The sequence below is a fragment of the Pseudomonas sp. SID14000 genome, from assembly GCF_002165135.1.
Classification (GTDB): domain Bacteria; phylum Pseudomonadota; class Gammaproteobacteria; order Pseudomonadales; family Pseudomonadaceae; genus Aquipseudomonas.
Map to the genome: position 1 here is coordinate 1 of NZ_NFZQ01000022.1, position 14245 is coordinate 14245.

Below are 14245 nucleotides of genomic sequence, written 5' to 3' on the forward strand. Positions count from 1 at the left end.
GACTCAATTTCTCGGCTGGCGCTGCCGCCGCCTCACCAGTCTCAAGACATGCACCAAGGCAGGCAACCATGGCCTGACAGGTTCGGCACGTTGCAACAAATGTGGGAGCGGGCTTGTCCCGCGAAGCGCCGCGCGGGCGGCGCTCGATCTCACTGGCGCAGAAAGAATCAAGGCATACACTACGCACCACCTCAAACCCCAGTCATGCACTGGGCAGCTATGTGCAGTACCTGTGGGAGATTTCCCAGCCCTTTGGGCTGCGCTGTCGCGTAGAGAACTGAATTCGCAAGCAATCCGCGTACCCTGTGGGCTTTAGCCGCGAACACCGGCGTAGCCGGTGCCATGCACCGCGCTGGATTCTTCGCGGCTGAAGCCGCTCCCACAAGATAAGTGGATCGCTTGCGAACTCGTGCGCGCCAGCACCTGAACTTATCGGGGTCAGCCAAACAGATGCAGCAGAATGGCCTTGGAAAGTGACAGCGCCAGTCAGCAATTTCAGAAGCCTCCTACACAAGATGGCCGCCATAAAAAAACCCAGGGCAACGGCCCTGGGCTTCTGGTCTTGCTAGACGCCTGACCGCTCTGATCAGAACGGAATATCGTCATCGAAGCTGTCGAAGTCAGCCGCCGGCTGCGGGGCTGGCTGCTGCGGTGCCGGGCGCTGAGGAGCCTGTTGCGGGCGTGGTGCCTGCTGGCGTGGGGCCTGGTTATACTGCTGCTGGCCGCCACCGTAGTTGCCGCCACCCTGGTTGTACGGGTCACCGCCCTGCTGCTGGCCCTGCGGGCGACCGCCGAGCAGCTGCATGGTGCCGTTGATGTCGACGATGATCTCGGTGGTGTAGCGCTTGATGCCGTCTTTTTCCCACTCGCGGGTCTGCAGCTTGCCTTCGATGTAGCACTGCGAACCCTTGCGCAGGTATTCGCCGGCGATTTCGGCAACCTTGCCGAACAGCGACACACGGTGCCACTCGGTACGCTCGACCTTCTGGCCCGACTGCTTGTCGGTCCACTGCTCGCTGGTAGCCAGGCTCAGGTTGGTCACGGCGTTACCGTTGGGCAGGTAGCGGACTTCGGGATCCTGGCCACAGGTGCCGACCAGAATGACTTTGTTAACCCCACGGGCCATAACGTTCTCCTAGGCTTCGCACGCCGAAGAGGCCGGGTTCACCAGGCGCTCGAGGGTCGTACGGTCCAAAATTTTCGTATCCAGTTTGATATAGATGGCGGCTTCTTCCGCCACCACGACGGCGTCGGTCACACCCGGCACGGCCATCAGGCGCTCGGTCAGGCCGGCTTCCCGGACTGCCTCTGGCGTCAGCGGCATGCGCAGGCTGGTCACATAGGGCGGCTCGTTCATGCGCAAGGCGACGACCAACCAGATGGCACACAGTACCGCACAACCGAGGAACACCATGTTCAGCCCACCGTGCTGGAACAACCAGCCACCGAGGATTCCTCCCAAGGCAGCGCCGAGGAACTGGCTGGTGGAGTAAACCCCCATTGCCGTCCCCTTGCCACCTGCAGGCGACACCTTGCTCACCAGCGAAGGCAACGATGCCTCCAGCAGGTTGAATGCAGTAAAGAATACCACGGTGCCGATCACCAGTCCGCGCAAACCGTCAGCCCACTGCCAGAAGAACACCTCCACCAGCAGCAACACACTGACCGCCCCGGCCAGCACGCGTTTCATCTTGCGCTTTTTCTCGCCGTAGATGATGAACGGGACCATTGCAAAAAATGAGATGAACAACGCGGTCAGGTATACCCACCAGTGCTGCTCCTTCGGCAGACCGCCGCGCTCGACGAAGGCCAGTGGCAGCGCGACGAAGCTGGCCATGAGGATGGCGTGGAGAATGAAGATGCCCGCGTCCAGGCGCAGAAGGTCCGGATGGCGCAGGGTCGGGCCGATGGCCTGGCGCGCCACGCCCGATTCACGGTGCTGCAGGATGCTGTGGGTATTGGGCACGACAAAGGCGACCAGCAAGATGCCGATCAGGGCAAGTCCTGCAGTGGCGAGGAACAATCCTGACAAACCAAAGGCACGGGTCAGTAATGGGCCGACGACCATGGCGACGGCAAACGACAGGCCGATGCTCATGCCGATCATGGCCATGGCCTTGGTCCGGTGTTGCTCGCGGGTGAGGTCGGACAGCAGCGCCATGACCGCAGCGGAAATAGCCCCGGCGCCCTGCAGGATACGCCCGGCGATCACCCCCCAGATGGAGTCGGCCTGGGCCGCCAACACACTGCCCAGGGCAAAGATCACCAGCCCCAGGTAAATCACCGGCCGGCGGCCGATGCGGTCGGAAATCATCCCGAACGGGATCTGCAATACAGCCTGGGTCAGGCCATAGGCACCAATGGCCAGGCCGATCAGCGCAGGCGTGGCACCGGCCAGGTCCATGCCGTAGGTGGCCAACACCGGCAAGACCATGAACATGCCCAGCATACGAAAGGCAAAGACCAGGGCCAGGCCGCCAGCGGCGCGGGTTTCGCCGCCACTCATGCGCTCGTTGTGGGTGTCGTGCATGGATTAACCTCGTGTGAACCGGCGGCGATTCTATCAGTCCGACAGCGTGACGGCATCTACGCGACGCTTTGCCGCGTACTGGCGGGGCGCCGTATACTTCCTTGTTTATGCCCGCCGAGCGAGGCCGCAGTGGACAAGATCCTGATTCGTGGGGCACGCACCCACAACCTGAAGAACATCGACCTGACCCTGCCCCGGGACAAGCTGATCGTGATCACCGGCCTGTCCGGTTCCGGCAAGTCATCCCTGGCGTTCGACACCCTGTACGCCGAAGGCCAGCGCCGCTATGTGGAATCGCTGTCGGCCTATGCCCGGCAGTTCCTGTCGATGATGGAAAAGCCTGACGTCGACACCATCGAAGGCCTGTCACCGGCCATTTCCATCGAGCAGAAGTCGACCTCGCACAACCCCCGCTCCACGGTCGGTACCATCACCGAAATCTACGACTACCTGCGCCTGCTGTACGCCCGCGTCGGTACTCCGCGCTGCCCGGACCACGATATCCCGCTGGAGGCGCAAACGATCAGCCAGATGGTCGACCTGGTGCTGGAGCGCCCGGAAGGCAGCAAGCTGATGCTGCTGGCACCTGTGGTGCGCGAACGCAAAGGCGAGCACCTGGCAGTGTTCGACGAACTGCGCGCCCAGGGCTTTGTGCGCGCCCGGGTCAACGGCAAGCTCTACGAACTCGACGAACTGCCCAAGCTGGACAAGCAGAAAAAGCACAGCATCGATGTGGTAGTGGACCGCTTCAAGGTCCGCGCCGACCTGCAACAGCGCCTGGCCGAGTCGTTCGAGACCGCGCTCAAGCTGGCCGACGGCATCGCCTTGGTGGCACCGATGGATGACGAACAAGGCGAAGAGACGATCTTCTCCGCGCGTTTCGCCTGCCCGGTCTGTGGCCATGCCATCAGCGAGCTGGAGCCGAAGCTGTTCTCCTTCAACAACCCCGCCGGTGCCTGCCCGACCTGCGATGGCCTGGGAGTGAAGCAGTTCTTCGACACCAAGCGCCTGGTCAATGCCGAGCTCACCCTCGCCGAAGGCGCGATCCGCGGCTGGGACCGGCGCAACGTGTACTACTTCCAGATGCTCGGCTCGCTGGCTGCGCATTACGGCTTCAGCCTGGAAGAGCCATTCGGCCAACTGTCGCCCGAGCACCAGAAGGTGATCCTGCAGGGCAGCGGCAAGCAGAGCGTCGACTTCAAGTACCTCAACGACCGTGGCGACATCGTCAAGCGCTCGCACCCGTTCGAAGGCATAGTGCCGAATCTGGAGCGTCGCTACCGCGAGACCGAGTCGGCCACCGTGCGTGAAGAACTGGCCAAGTTCCTCGGCACTCAGCCCTGCCCGGACTGCCGCGGCACCCGCCTGCGCCGTGAGGCACGGCATGTGTGGGTGGGCGAGAAGACCCTGCCGGCAGTGACCAACCTGCCGATCGGCGAAGCCAGCAACTACTTCGGAGAGCTGACCCTGACCGGCCGCCGTGGCGAAATTGCGGCGAAGATCCTCAAGGAAATCTGCGAGCGCCTGCAGTTCCTGGTCAACGTCGGTCTCGACTATCTCACCCTCGACCGCAGCGCCGATACCCTGTCCGGTGGCGAAGCACAGCGTATCCGCCTGGCCAGCCAGATAGGCGCGGGCCTGGTGGGGGTGATGTACATCCTTGATGAGCCGTCCATCGGCCTTCATCAGCGCGACAATGACCGCCTGCTGGCCACCCTCAACCACCTGCGCGACCTGGGCAACACAGTGATCGTGGTGGAGCACGACGAGGACGCCATCCGCCTGGCCGACTACGTGGTGGACATCGGCCCGGGGGCCGGTGTGCACGGCGGGCAAATTGTCGCCGAGGGCTCGCCGCAGGAGGTCATGAACCACCCCGACTCGCTGACCGGCAAGTACCTGTCCGGGCGCAAGAAGATCGTCGTGCCGGCCAAGCGCACACCGCGCAACAAGAAGCTGCAACTCAAGCTCAAGGGCGCGCGTGGCAACAACCTGCAAAACGTCGACCTGGAAGTCCCGATCGGCTTGCTGACCTGCGTGACCGGGGTATCCGGCTCGGGCAAGTCGACACTGATCAACAACACCCTGTTCCCACTGGCCGCCACCGCCCTGAACGGTGCAAGCAGCCTGGAAGCGGCGCCGCATGCCAGCATGGATGGCCTGCAGCACCTGGACAAGGTCGTGGATATCGACCAGAGCCCGATCGGCCGCACCCCTCGCTCGAACCCGGCGACCTACACCGGCATCTTCACACCGATCCGCGAGCTGTTTTCCGGTGTGCCGGAATCGCGTTCGCGCGGCTATGGTCCGGGGCGCTTCTCGTTCAACGTCAAGGGTGGCCGTTGCGAGGCCTGCCAGGGCGATGGCCTGATCAAGGTGGAGATGCACTTTTTGCCGGACATCTACGTGCCGTGCGACGTGTGCAAAAGCAAGCGCTACAACCGCGAAACCCTGGAGATCAAATACAAGGGCAAGAACATCCACGAGGTGCTGGAGATGACCATCGAGGATGCCCGCGAGTTCTTCGATGCGGTGCCGGCGCTGGCGCGCAAGCTGCAGACGCTGATGGATGTGGGGCTGTCGTACATCAAGCTGGGGCAGTCGGCTACCACGCTGTCGGGCGGTGAAGCACAGCGGGTGAAGCTGTCGCGCGAACTGTCCAAGCGTGATACCGGCAAGACCCTGTACATCCTCGACGAGCCGACCACAGGCCTGCACTTTGCCGATATCCAGCAGTTGCTGGACGTGCTGCATCGCCTGCGTGACCACGGCAATACCGTGGTGGTGATCGAGCACAACCTGGATGTGATCAAGACTGCGGACTGGCTGGTGGATCTAGGGCCGGAGGGTGGCTCCAAGGGCGGGCAAATCATTGCCTGCGGCACGCCAGAAGAGCTGAGCGAGATGAAGCAGTCGTATACCGGGCATTACCTGAAACCGCTGCTGGAGCGGGATCGGGCTTGAAGGCAACGGGGGCGCTTTGCGCCCCCGGATCTTACATCTGCGATTGCAGGTAGTTTTCCAGGCCGATGGCCTTGATCAGCCCCTGCTGCTTCTCCAGCCAGTAGGTGTGATCTTCTTCGGTATCGGCCAACTGCGCACGCAGGATGTCACGACTGACATAGTCCTTGTGCAGTTCGCACAGTTCGATGCCTTTACACAGCGCAGCACGTACTTTGTACTCGAGCTTGAGATCGGCCTCGATCATTTCCGGCACGGTGCTGCCCACTTCCAGGTCGTCGGCGCGCATGTCAGGGGTGCCTTCGAGCATGAGGATGCGACGCATCAGGGCATCGGCGTGCTGCGTCTCTTCTTCCATTTCGTGGTTGATGCGCTCGTAGAGCTTGGACAGGCCCCAGTCTTCGTACATACGCGAGTGAATGAAGTACTGGTCGCGCGCCGCCAGTTCGCCCTTCAGCAGCGTAACGAGGTAGTTGATTACGTCCGGGTGACCTTGCATCGCCCTGCTTCTCCATGTGAAAACGTCTATGCCACATAGTGTGAACCAGCTTTTGCCTGCGGTCACTGAAAAAGGCGCAACTGGAAGGAAAAAAACGGTTAAACAGTAGTGATATTCATTGAAAAACCGCCCAAATGAGGGCGGTTCTACTTATCACTTCGACTTAGGCGAGATTGATACCCAAGGCCTTGGCAACCCCTTCGCCGTAGGCCGGATCGGCCTTGAAGAAGTACTGCAATTGGCGCTGGATCACGTCTTCGCTGACGCCCACCATGGTGCCGGCAATGTTGTTGATCAGCAGGGCTTTCTGCTCATCATTCATCAGGCGGAACAGCGCGCCAGCCTGGCTGTAGTAGTCGGTGTCCTCGCGGTGGTCGTAGCGGTCAGCGGAACCATTCAGGGCCAGTGCAGGCTCGGCATGGCGTGACGACTGCTTCGGTGCGTCGTTGTAACTGTTGGGCTCATAGTTCGGCGCGCTGCCGTAACTGCCAGTGGCCATGGAACCATCACGCTGATAGCTGTTAACCGGGCAGCGTGGTGCATTCACCGGCAGTTGCTGGTGGTTGGTGCCCACCCGGTAGCGGTGCGCGTCAGCGTAGGCGAATACCCGCCCTTGCAGCATGCGGTCCGGCGACAGGCCGACACCCGGCACCATGTTGCTCGGGCCAAAGGCAGCCTGCTCGACCTCGGCAAAGTAGTTAAGCGGATTACGGTTGAGCTCCAGCACGCCTACCTCGATCAACGGGTAGTCCTTCTGCGACCAGGTCTTGGTCACGTCGAAGGGGTTTTCGTCGCGGCTGGCAGCCTCGGCTTCGCTCATCACCTGGATACATACGGTCCAGCGTGGGTAATCGCCTCGCTCGATGGCTTCGAACAGGTCGCGCTGGGCGTAGTCCGGATCAGTACCTGCCAGGCGAGCGGCATCTGCCGGGGCGAGGTTCTTGATGCCCTGCTGGGTCTTGAAATGCCATTTGACCCAGGTGCGCTCACCCTCGGCATTGATGAGGCTGTAGGTGTGGCTACCGAAACCGTGCATGTGGCGGTAGCCGTCCGGGATGCCGCGATCGGAAAAGAGGATGGTGACCTGATGCAGCGCCTCGGGGGAGTGCGACCAGAAGTCCCACATCATCTGGGCGTTCTTCAGGTTGGATTGCGGGTGACGCTTCTGGGTGTGGATAAAGTCCGGGAACTTCAGCGGGTCGCGAATGAAGAATACCGGCGTGTTGTTGCCGACGATGTCCCAGTTGCCTTCCTCGGTGTAGAACTTAATGGCGAAACCACGCGGGTCGCGCTCGGTATCGGCAGAGCCACGCTCGCCACCAACGGTAGAGAAGCGCAGGAAAGTTTCGGTCTGCTTGCCAACCTGTTCAAACAGCTTGGCACTGGTGTAACCGGTGATATCGCGGGTGACGGTAAAGGTGCCGTAGGCGCCCGAGCCCTTGGCATGTACGCGGCGCTCAGGAATGTTCTCGCGGTTGAAATGGGCGAGCTTCTCGATCAGGTGGAAGTCGTCGAGCAGCAACGGGCCGCGCGGGCCGGCGGAACGGGAATTCTGGTTGTCGGCTACAGGTGCACCGCTGGCGGTGGTGAGAATCTTGCTCATGGGCTCTCCTTATCGGTCTTCAAGCGCCGGCTAATCGGCTTTGGAGAGAGTATTGACGAGCAAGGTTACAAGAACAAATTCATTAGATGACTTACATCAATAGAAATTAACAATACATATACAAACAAAAAACCGGGCACTAGGCCCGGTTCTTTGTAGCAGACAGAACGTCTTACTCAGCAGCTTCTACAGCACCGCCGACCGGACGATCAACCAGCTCGACGTACGCCATAGGGGCGTTGTCGCCAGCGCGGAAACCGCACTTCAGGATGCGCAGGTAGCCGCCCTGACGGGTGGCGTAACGCTTGCCCAGGTCGTTGAACAGCTTGCCAACAGCGGACTTCGAACGGGTACGGTCGAAGGCCAGACGACGGTTAGCTACGCTGTCTTCCTTGGCCAGGGTGATCAGCGGCTCGGCAACGCGGCGCAGTTCCTTGGCTTTCGGCAGGGTGGTTTTGATCAGCTCGTGCTCGATCAGCGACACTGCCATGTTCTGGAACATAGCCTTGCGGTGAGAGCTGGTACGGCTCAGGTGACGTCCACTTTTACGATGACGCATGATTCATTCCTTACCAAACACTACGTTCGGTGATTACGACGATCAGGCGGTCGCCTTGTCGTCTTTCTTAAGACTTGCAGGCGGCCAGTTGTCGAGGCGCATGCCGAGAGACAGACCACGAGAGGCCAGCACGTCCTTGATTTCAGTCAGGGACTTCTTGCCCAGGTTAGGAGTCTTCAACAGCTCTACTTCGGTACGCTGAATCAGGTCGCCGATGTAGTAGATGTTCTCCGCCTTGAGGCAGTTGGCCGAACGTACAGTCAGTTCCAGGTCGTCAACCGGACGCAGCAGGATCGGATCGATCTCGTCTTCCTGCTCGACTACGACAGGCTCGCTGTCACCTTTGAGGTCGACGAACGCGGCCAACTGCTGTTGCAGGATGGTCGCAGCGCGGCGGATAGCCTCTTCAGGGTCCAGGGTGCCGTTGGTTTCCAGATCAATGACCAGCTTGTCCAGGTTGGTACGCTGTTCAACACGGGCGTTCTCGACCACATAGGCGATACGACGCACCGGGCTGAACGAAGCGTCCAGCTGCAGACGGCCAATGCTACGGCTTTCGTCTTCGTCGGTTTGACGGGAGTCGGCCGGCTCGTAACCACGACCACGAGCTACAGTGAGCTTCATGTTCAGGGCGCCGTTCGACGCCAGGTTCGCGATTACGTGATCGGGGTTGACGATCTCGACATCGTGATCCAGCTGAATATCGGCAGCGGTAACCACCCCCGAACCCTTTTTCGACAAGGTCAGCGTAACTTCGTCACGACCGTGCAGTTTGATAGCCAGGCCTTTCAGGTTCAACAGGATTTCAATTACGTCTTCCTGAACACCTTCGATCGCGGAGTACTCGTGGAGTACGCCGTCGATCTCGGCCTCGACTACTGCACAGCCAGGCATGGAGGACAACAGGATGCGGCGCAGCGCGTTGCCCAGGGTATGGCCGAAACCACGCTCGAGAGGCTCGAGCGTGATCTTGGCGCGGGTCGGACTGACTACCTGCACATCAATGTGGCGGGGAGTCAGGAACTCATTTACCGAAATCTGCATGGATGCACCTATTTTCTAGCCCTTACTTGGAGTAGAGCTCGACAATCAGGTTCTCGTTGATGTCGGCAGACAGGTCGCTGCGAGCAGGAACGTTCTTGAAAACGCCCGACTTTTTAGCAGCATCCACATCAACCCACTCAACGCGGCCACGCTGGGCGCACAGTTCAAGGGCTTGAACAATGCGCAGCTGGTTCGACGACTTCTCGCGAACCGCGACCACGTCACCCGGACGAACTTGGTAGGATGGAATGTTTACAGTCTTACCGTTGACGCTGATTGCTTTGTGCGAAACCAGCTGACGGGATTCGGCGCGAGTCGAACCGAAGCCCATACGGTAGACGACGTTATCCAGACGGCACTCGAGCAGTTGCAGCAGGTTTTCACCGGTTGCGCCTTTTTTCGAGGCTGCAGCCTGGTAGTAACCGCGGAACTGACGCTCCAGAACACCGTAGATACGACGAACTTTTTGCTTCTCGCGCAGCTGGGTACCGTAGTCGGACTGACGGCCACGGCGCTGGCCGTGGATACCTGGGGCTGCTTCGATGTTGCACTTCGATTCCAGAGCGCGAACGCCGCTCTTCAGGAACAGGTCAGTGCCTTCACGACGAGACAGTTTGCATTTTGGACCAATGTAACGTGCCATTTATCTGTCTCCTGATTACACGCGACGCTTCTTCGGCGGACGGCACCCGTTATGCGGGATTGGCGTCACGTCGGTGATGCTGGCGATCTTGTAGCCGCAGCTGTTCAGTGCACGAACGGCGGACTCACGACCTGGACCTGGACCCTTGACGTTTACGTCGAGGTTCTTCAGACCGTATTCCAGCGCAGCTTGACCAGCACGCTCAGCAGCGATCTGGGCTGCGAACGGGGTGGATTTGCGCGAACCACGGAAACCCGAACCACCGGAGGTCGCCCAGGACAACGCGTTGCCCTGACGGTCGGTGATGGTCACGATGGTGTTGTTGAAAGAGGCATGGATGTGGGCGATGCCATCAACCACTGTCTTTTTGACTTTCTTACGAGGACGAGCAGCAGGTTTTGCCATGTCTATATTCCTGGGCGATTACTTGCGGATCGGCTTACGCGGGCCCTTACGGGTGCGTGCGTTGGTCTTGGTGCGCTGACCGCGAACCGGCAGACCTTTACGATGACGCAGGCCGCGGTAGCAACCCAGGTCCATCAAGCGCTTGATCTTCATGTTGATGTCACGACGCAGGTCACCTTCGGTGGTGAACTTCGCGACTTCGCCACGCAGGGTTTCGATTTGCTCGTCGCTCAGATCCTTGATCTTAGCGGCTGGGTTTACACCAGCGTCTGCACAGATCTTCTGTGCAGTAGTGCGACCGACACCATAGATGTAGGTCAGCGAGATAACAGCATGCTTGTTATCTGGAATGTTGACGCCTGCAATACGGGCCATTCAGTGGGACTCCAATTGACAGCTACCTACGCCCCGGAAGCCAAGAAATAGGGCGCGAGATAATATCGCTGTAGAAACGAATAATCAACCCAGCAGCACACTAGCTGCTGGGTTTGAAGCGCAGATCACACTCAGCCTTGGCGCTGTTTGTGACGCGGTTCCGCGCTGCAGATCACTCGTACGACGCCTTCGCGACGGATGATCTTGCAGTTACGGCACAGCTTTTTCACCGATGCACGAACTTTCATTACCGACTCCTCGAACCTTAGGGGCGTATCAGCGCAGCAGACCGCTGCCACCGTAGCCTTTCAGGTTGGCTTTCTTCATCAGGGATTCGTACTGGTGCGAAACGAGGTGCGATTGTACTTGGGACATGAAGTCCATCACAACCACTACCACAATCAGCAACGAGGTCCCGCCAAGGTAGAACGGCACATTTGCTGCCACCACCAGGAACTGGGGCAGAAGGCAGACGGCCATCATGTAAAGAGCACCGAACATGGTCAGACGGGTCAGAACGCCATCAATGTAGCGTGCCGACTGCTCACCAGGACGGATACCCGGAATAAAGGCACCGGACTTCTTCAGGTTTTCCGCTACGTCTTTCGGGTTGAACATCAGCGCTGTGTAGAAGAAGCAGAAGAAAATGATCCCTGCACTAAACAGCAGAATGTTCAACGGCTGACCAGGAGCGATCGACTGCGAGATGTCCTGCAGCCAGCCCATACCTTCGGACTGACCGAACCAGGCACCCAGCGAAGCCGGGAACAGCAGAATGCTGCTCGCGAAAATGGCCGGGATAACCCCCGCCATGTTCACCTTCAGCGGCAAGTGGCTGGTCTGCGCAGCGAAGACCTTGCGGCCCTGCTGACGCTTGGCGTAGTGAACGGCGATACGACGCTGACCACGCTCAATGAACACCACGAAGCCGATAATCGCTACTGCCAGCAAACCGATAGCGACCAGGGCGAAAATGTTGATATCGCCTGTGCGCGCAGACTCGAAAGACTGCCCGATTGCTCTCGGAAGACCGGCAACGATACCCGCGAAAATCAACATCGAGATACCGTTGCCCACACCGCGCTCGGTGATCTGCTCGCCCAGCCACATCATGAACATCGCGCCTGCCACGAAAGTGGAGACGGCGACGACATGGAAGCCCAGACCTACAGAAAACGCCACGCCCTGGTTGGCCAGGCCAATGGACATGCCAATGGCTTGAACCAGTGCCAGGATAACGGTGCCGTAGCGGGTGTACTGGCTGATCTTGCGACGGCCAGCTTCACCTTCCTTCTTCAACTGCTCCAGTTGCGGGCTGACCGCCGTCATCAGCTGCATGATGATCGATGCCGAGATGTACGGCATGATCCCCAGTGCAAAGATGCTCATGCGCTCGAGCGCGCCACCGGAAAACATGTTGAACAAGCTAAGAATGGTCCCCTCATTCTGCCGAAACAGATCCGCCAGACGGTCCGGATTGATGCCAGGAACCGGGATATGCGCACCTATCCGATAGACGATGATCGCCATGAACAGAAAGCGCAGACGAGCCCAGAGTTCCGACATCCCGCCCTTACCGAGCGAAGAGAGAGCACCTTGCTTAGCCATTTATTCCTCGAACTTGCCGCCAGCTGCTTCGATAGCCGCACGCGCACCCTTGGTGGCTGCGATACCCTTGATGGTGACTGCGCGAGTGACTTCGCCAGACAGCATGATTTTCACGCGCTGTACGTTCTGGCCGATCACGTTGGCATCCTTCAGGGATTGCACGGAGATCACGTCGCCTTCCACCTTGGCCAGCTCGGACAGACGCACTTCGGCGCGATCCATGGCTTTCAGCGAAACGAAGCCGAACTTCGGCAGACGACGGTGCAGCGGCTGTTGACCGCCTTCGAAGCCAGGAGCGATCGAACCACCCGAACGGGAAGTCTGACCTTTGTGGCCACGGCCGCCGGTCTTACCCAGACCACTACCGATACCACGACCTGGACGATGCTTCTCGCGACGGGAACCCGGCGCTGGACTCAGATCATTGAGTTTCATCGATTAACCCTCGACCTTCAGCATGTAGTAAGCCTTGTTGATCATCCCGCGGTTCTCGGGAGTATCCTGGACTTCTACAGTGTGACCGATGCGACGCAGACCCAGGCCTTTAACGCACAGCTTGTGGTTAGGCAGACGGCCCGAGACGCTCTTGATCAGCGTTACTTTTACGGTTGCCATGATCAGAAGATCTCCTCGACGCTCTTGCCGCGCTTGGCAGCAATGGATTCAGGAGATTGCATGGCTTTCAGACCCTTGAAGGTGGCATAAACCACGTTCACAGGGTTGGTCGAACCGTAGCACTTGGCCAGAACGTTCTGAACACCAGCAACTTCCAGGACAGCACGCATTGCGCCACCGGCGATGATACCGGTACCTTCCGAGGCAGGCTGCATGTAAACCTTCGAGGCGCCATGGGCGGCCTTGGTGGCGTACTGCAGGGTGGTGCCCTTCAGGTCAACCTGAATCATGTTGCGGCGAGCAGCTTCCATGGCTTTCTGGATCGCGGCTGGTACTTCGCGCGATTTGCCACGGCCGAAGCCAACACGGCCTTTACCATCACCTACCACGGTCAGCGCGGTGAAGGTGAAGATACGGCCGCCTTTTACGGTTTTGGCAACGCGGTTAACTTGAACCAGCTTCTCGATGTAGCCTTCGTCGCGCTTTTGATCGTTATTTGCCATAACTTAGAACTCCAGCCCGCCTTCACGAGCAGCATCAGCCAGCGCTTTGACGCGGCCGTGGTACTTGAAGCCGGAACGGTCAAAGGCAACTTGAGATACACCGGCGGCTTTCGCACGCTCAGCTACCAGCTTGCCAACCTTAGTGGCCGCGTCGATGTTGCCAGTGGCGCCATCACGCAGTTCTTTGTCCAAGGTCGAGGCGCTTGCCAGAACCTTGCTGCCGTCGGCCGAAATGACCTGGGCGTAGATGTGCTGCGAGGAGCGGAACACGCACAGGCGCACGACTTCGAGTTCGTGCATCTTGAGACGTGCTTTGCGAGCGCGACGCAGTCGAGTAACTTTTTTGTCGGTCATTTGCTAGGCCCTACTTCTTCTTGGCTTCTTTACGACGGACTACTTCGTCCGCGTAACGCACACCCTTGCCTTTGTAAGGCTCTGGCGGACGGAAGTCGCGGATTTCAGCGGCCACCTGACCCACCAGCTGCTTGTCGATACCCTTGATCAGGATGTCGGTCTGGCTTGGGGTTTCAGCGGTGATACCGGCTGGCAGTTCGTAGTCCACTGGGTGCGAGAAGCCCAGGGCCAGGTTCAGGACGGAGCCCTTGGCCTGTGCCTTGTAACCAACACCGACCAGCTGGAGCTTGCGCTCGAAGCCTTGGCTTACGCCCTGGACCATGTTGTTCACCAGGGCACGGGTGGTACCGGCCATGGCGCGAGCTTGCTGGTCACCGTTACGAGCGACGAAACGCAGCTCGCCAGACTCTTCGGTAACTTCAACAGACGAGTGAACGTTCAGTTCGAGAGTGCCTTTGGCACCCTTCACCGAAAGCTGCTGGCCGGCGAATTTGACTTCGACGCCTGCTGGCAGCTTAACGGGGTTCTTAGCGACGCGAGACATGC

At 59.5% G+C, this 14245-nt stretch carries 17 protein-coding genes; 1 reads left to right on the forward strand and 16 read right to left on the reverse strand.

Going from position 1 to position 14245, the window contains the following annotated elements; genetic code table 11:
- Window positions 1-586: 586 nt before the first annotated feature.
- Together CAY82_RS23675 and CAY82_RS23680 are read right to left on the reverse strand one after the other, a co-directional pair.
- Window positions 587-1126, reverse strand: a complete 540-nt coding sequence (locus tag CAY82_RS23675) for a single-stranded DNA-binding protein (protein ID WP_087503317.1) — start codon at window positions 1124-1126, stop codon at window positions 587-589.
- A 9-nt stretch (window positions 1127-1135) separates the two neighbouring features.
- The gene (locus CAY82_RS23680; RefSeq protein ID WP_087503318.1) at window positions 1136-2530 is read right to left on the reverse strand and encodes an MFS transporter; all 1395 of its coding nucleotides are present in this window, start codon (window positions 2528-2530) and stop codon (window positions 1136-1138) included.
- A gap of 129 nt (window positions 2531-2659) precedes the next feature.
- Here CAY82_RS23680 and uvrA point away from each other — a divergent pair, with 129 nt between their 5' ends.
- On the forward strand, window positions 2660-5494 hold the full coding sequence (gene uvrA / locus CAY82_RS23685; protein WP_170931125.1) for an excinuclease ABC subunit UvrA: 2835 nt from the start codon (window positions 2660-2662) through the stop codon (window positions 5492-5494).
- A 31-nt stretch (window positions 5495-5525) separates the two neighbouring features.
- On the opposite strand, the gene bfr is transcribed toward uvrA, so the two are convergent.
- The 14 genes from bfr to rplF all read right to left on the reverse strand — a co-directional run bounded on the left by bfr (window position 5526) and on the right by rplF (window position 14243).
- Window positions 5526-5990 carry a bacterioferritin gene (bfr, locus tag CAY82_RS23690; protein WP_084857331.1) on the reverse strand — a complete coding sequence of 155 codons (465 nt, stop codon included), beginning with the start codon at window positions 5988-5990 and terminating at the stop codon, window positions 5526-5528.
- 163 nt (window positions 5991-6153) lie between these two features.
- Window positions 6154-7593, reverse strand: coding sequence for a catalase (locus tag CAY82_RS23695; protein WP_087503319.1), 1440 nt, complete (start codon window positions 7591-7593; stop codon window positions 6154-6156).
- A 172-nt stretch (window positions 7594-7765) separates the two neighbouring features.
- A complete protein-coding gene (rplQ, locus tag CAY82_RS23700) occupies window positions 7766-8152 on the reverse strand; it encodes a 50S ribosomal protein L17 (RefSeq protein ID WP_003255451.1) in 387 nt (128 codons plus the stop codon).
- Between the two features lie 42 nt (window positions 8153-8194).
- On the reverse strand, window positions 8195-9196 hold the full coding sequence (gene rpoA / locus CAY82_RS23705) for a DNA-directed RNA polymerase subunit alpha (RefSeq protein ID WP_003255452.1): 1002 nt from the start codon (window positions 9194-9196) through the stop codon (window positions 8195-8197).
- A gap of 22 nt (window positions 9197-9218) precedes the next feature.
- Window positions 9219-9839, reverse strand: coding sequence for a 30S ribosomal protein S4 (gene rpsD / locus CAY82_RS23710; protein WP_087503320.1), 621 nt, complete (start codon window positions 9837-9839; stop codon window positions 9219-9221).
- 15 nt (window positions 9840-9854) lie between these two features.
- Window positions 9855-10244, reverse strand: a complete 390-nt coding sequence (gene rpsK, locus CAY82_RS23715) for a 30S ribosomal protein S11 (RefSeq protein ID WP_003255454.1) — start codon at window positions 10242-10244, stop codon at window positions 9855-9857.
- An 18-nt stretch (window positions 10245-10262) separates the two neighbouring features.
- Window positions 10263-10619 (reverse strand): 30S ribosomal protein S13, encoded by a 357-nt coding sequence (gene rpsM / locus CAY82_RS23720; protein ID WP_003257112.1) that lies wholly within the window; start codon window positions 10617-10619, stop codon window positions 10263-10265.
- 131 nt (window positions 10620-10750) lie between these two features.
- The gene (gene rpmJ / locus CAY82_RS23725) at window positions 10751-10867 is read right to left on the reverse strand and encodes a 50S ribosomal protein L36 (protein ID WP_002555468.1); all 117 of its coding nucleotides are present in this window, start codon (window positions 10865-10867) and stop codon (window positions 10751-10753) included.
- Window positions 10868-10895: 28 nt separating this feature from the next.
- Window positions 10896-12227, reverse strand: coding sequence for a preprotein translocase subunit SecY (gene secY, locus CAY82_RS23730; RefSeq protein WP_003257108.1), 1332 nt, complete (start codon window positions 12225-12227; stop codon window positions 10896-10898).
- A complete protein-coding gene (rplO, locus tag CAY82_RS23735; RefSeq protein WP_003257107.1) occupies window positions 12228-12662 on the reverse strand; it encodes a 50S ribosomal protein L15 in 435 nt (144 codons plus the stop codon).
- A 3-nt stretch (window positions 12663-12665) separates the two neighbouring features.
- Complete coding sequence (gene rpmD / locus CAY82_RS23740; protein WP_003255463.1) at window positions 12666-12842, reverse strand: 50S ribosomal protein L30; 177 nt, start codon at window positions 12840-12842, stop codon at window positions 12666-12668.
- Window positions 12843-12844: 2 nt separating this feature from the next.
- Window positions 12845-13345, reverse strand: coding sequence for a 30S ribosomal protein S5 (rpsE, locus tag CAY82_RS23745; RefSeq protein WP_003255465.1), 501 nt, complete (start codon window positions 13343-13345; stop codon window positions 12845-12847).
- Between the two features lie 3 nt (window positions 13346-13348).
- On the reverse strand, window positions 13349-13699 hold the full coding sequence (gene rplR, locus CAY82_RS23750; protein WP_009397496.1) for a 50S ribosomal protein L18: 351 nt from the start codon (window positions 13697-13699) through the stop codon (window positions 13349-13351).
- A 10-nt stretch (window positions 13700-13709) separates the two neighbouring features.
- On the reverse strand, window positions 13710-14243 hold the full coding sequence (gene rplF, locus CAY82_RS23755) for a 50S ribosomal protein L6 (RefSeq protein ID WP_087503321.1): 534 nt from the start codon (window positions 14241-14243) through the stop codon (window positions 13710-13712).
- Window positions 14244-14245: the final 2 nt, after the last annotated feature.

Bases quoted from the DNA above. Each gene is read 5' to 3' on its own strand.
- rplF (WP_087503321.1), bottom strand. From the start codon at position 14,243: ATGTCTCGCGTCGCTAAGAACCCCGTTAAGCTGCCAGCAGGCGTCGAA.
- rpsK (WP_003255454.1), bottom strand. From the start codon at position 10,244: ATGGCAAAACCTGCTGCTCGTCCTCGTAAGAAAGTCAAAAAGACAGTG.
- bfr (WP_084857331.1), bottom strand. From the start codon at position 5,990: ATGCAAGGTCACCCGGACGTAATCAACTACCTCGTTACGCTGCTGAAG.
- rpsE (WP_003255465.1), bottom strand. From the start codon at position 13,345: ATGGCAAATAACGATCAAAAGCGCGACGAAGGCTACATCGAGAAGCTG.
- rplQ (WP_003255451.1), bottom strand. From the start codon at position 8,152: ATGCGTCATCGTAAAAGTGGACGTCACCTGAGCCGTACCAGCTCTCAC.
- rpmD (WP_003255463.1), bottom strand. From the start codon at position 12,842: ATGGCAACCGTAAAAGTAACGCTGATCAAGAGCGTCTCGGGCCGTCTG.
- secY (WP_003257108.1), bottom strand. From the start codon at position 12,227: ATGGCTAAGCAAGGTGCTCTCTCTTCGCTCGGTAAGGGCGGGATGTCG.
- CAY82_RS23680 (WP_087503318.1), bottom strand. From the start codon at position 2,530: ATGCACGACACCCACAACGAGCGCATGAGTGGCGGCGAAACCCGCGCC.
- rpsD (WP_087503320.1), bottom strand. From the start codon at position 9,839: ATGGCACGTTACATTGGTCCAAAATGCAAACTGTCTCGTCGTGAAGGC.
- rplO (WP_003257107.1), bottom strand. From the start codon at position 12,662: ATGAAACTCAATGATCTGAGTCCAGCGCCGGGTTCCCGTCGCGAGAAG.
- rplR (WP_009397496.1), bottom strand. From the start codon at position 13,699: ATGACCGACAAAAAAGTTACTCGACTGCGTCGCGCTCGCAAAGCACGT.
- CAY82_RS23695 (WP_087503319.1), bottom strand. From the start codon at position 7,593: ATGAGCAAGATTCTCACCACCGCCAGCGGTGCACCTGTAGCCGACAAC.
- rpoA (WP_003255452.1), bottom strand. From the start codon at position 9,196: ATGCAGATTTCGGTAAATGAGTTCCTGACTCCCCGCCACATTGATGTG.
- rpsM (WP_003257112.1), bottom strand. From the start codon at position 10,619: ATGGCCCGTATTGCAGGCGTCAACATTCCAGATAACAAGCATGCTGTT.
- rpmJ (WP_002555468.1), bottom strand. From the start codon at position 10,867: ATGAAAGTTCGTGCATCGGTGAAAAAGCTGTGCCGTAACTGCAAGATC.
- CAY82_RS23675 (WP_087503317.1), bottom strand. From the start codon at position 1,126: ATGGCCCGTGGGGTTAACAAAGTCATTCTGGTCGGCACCTGTGGCCAG.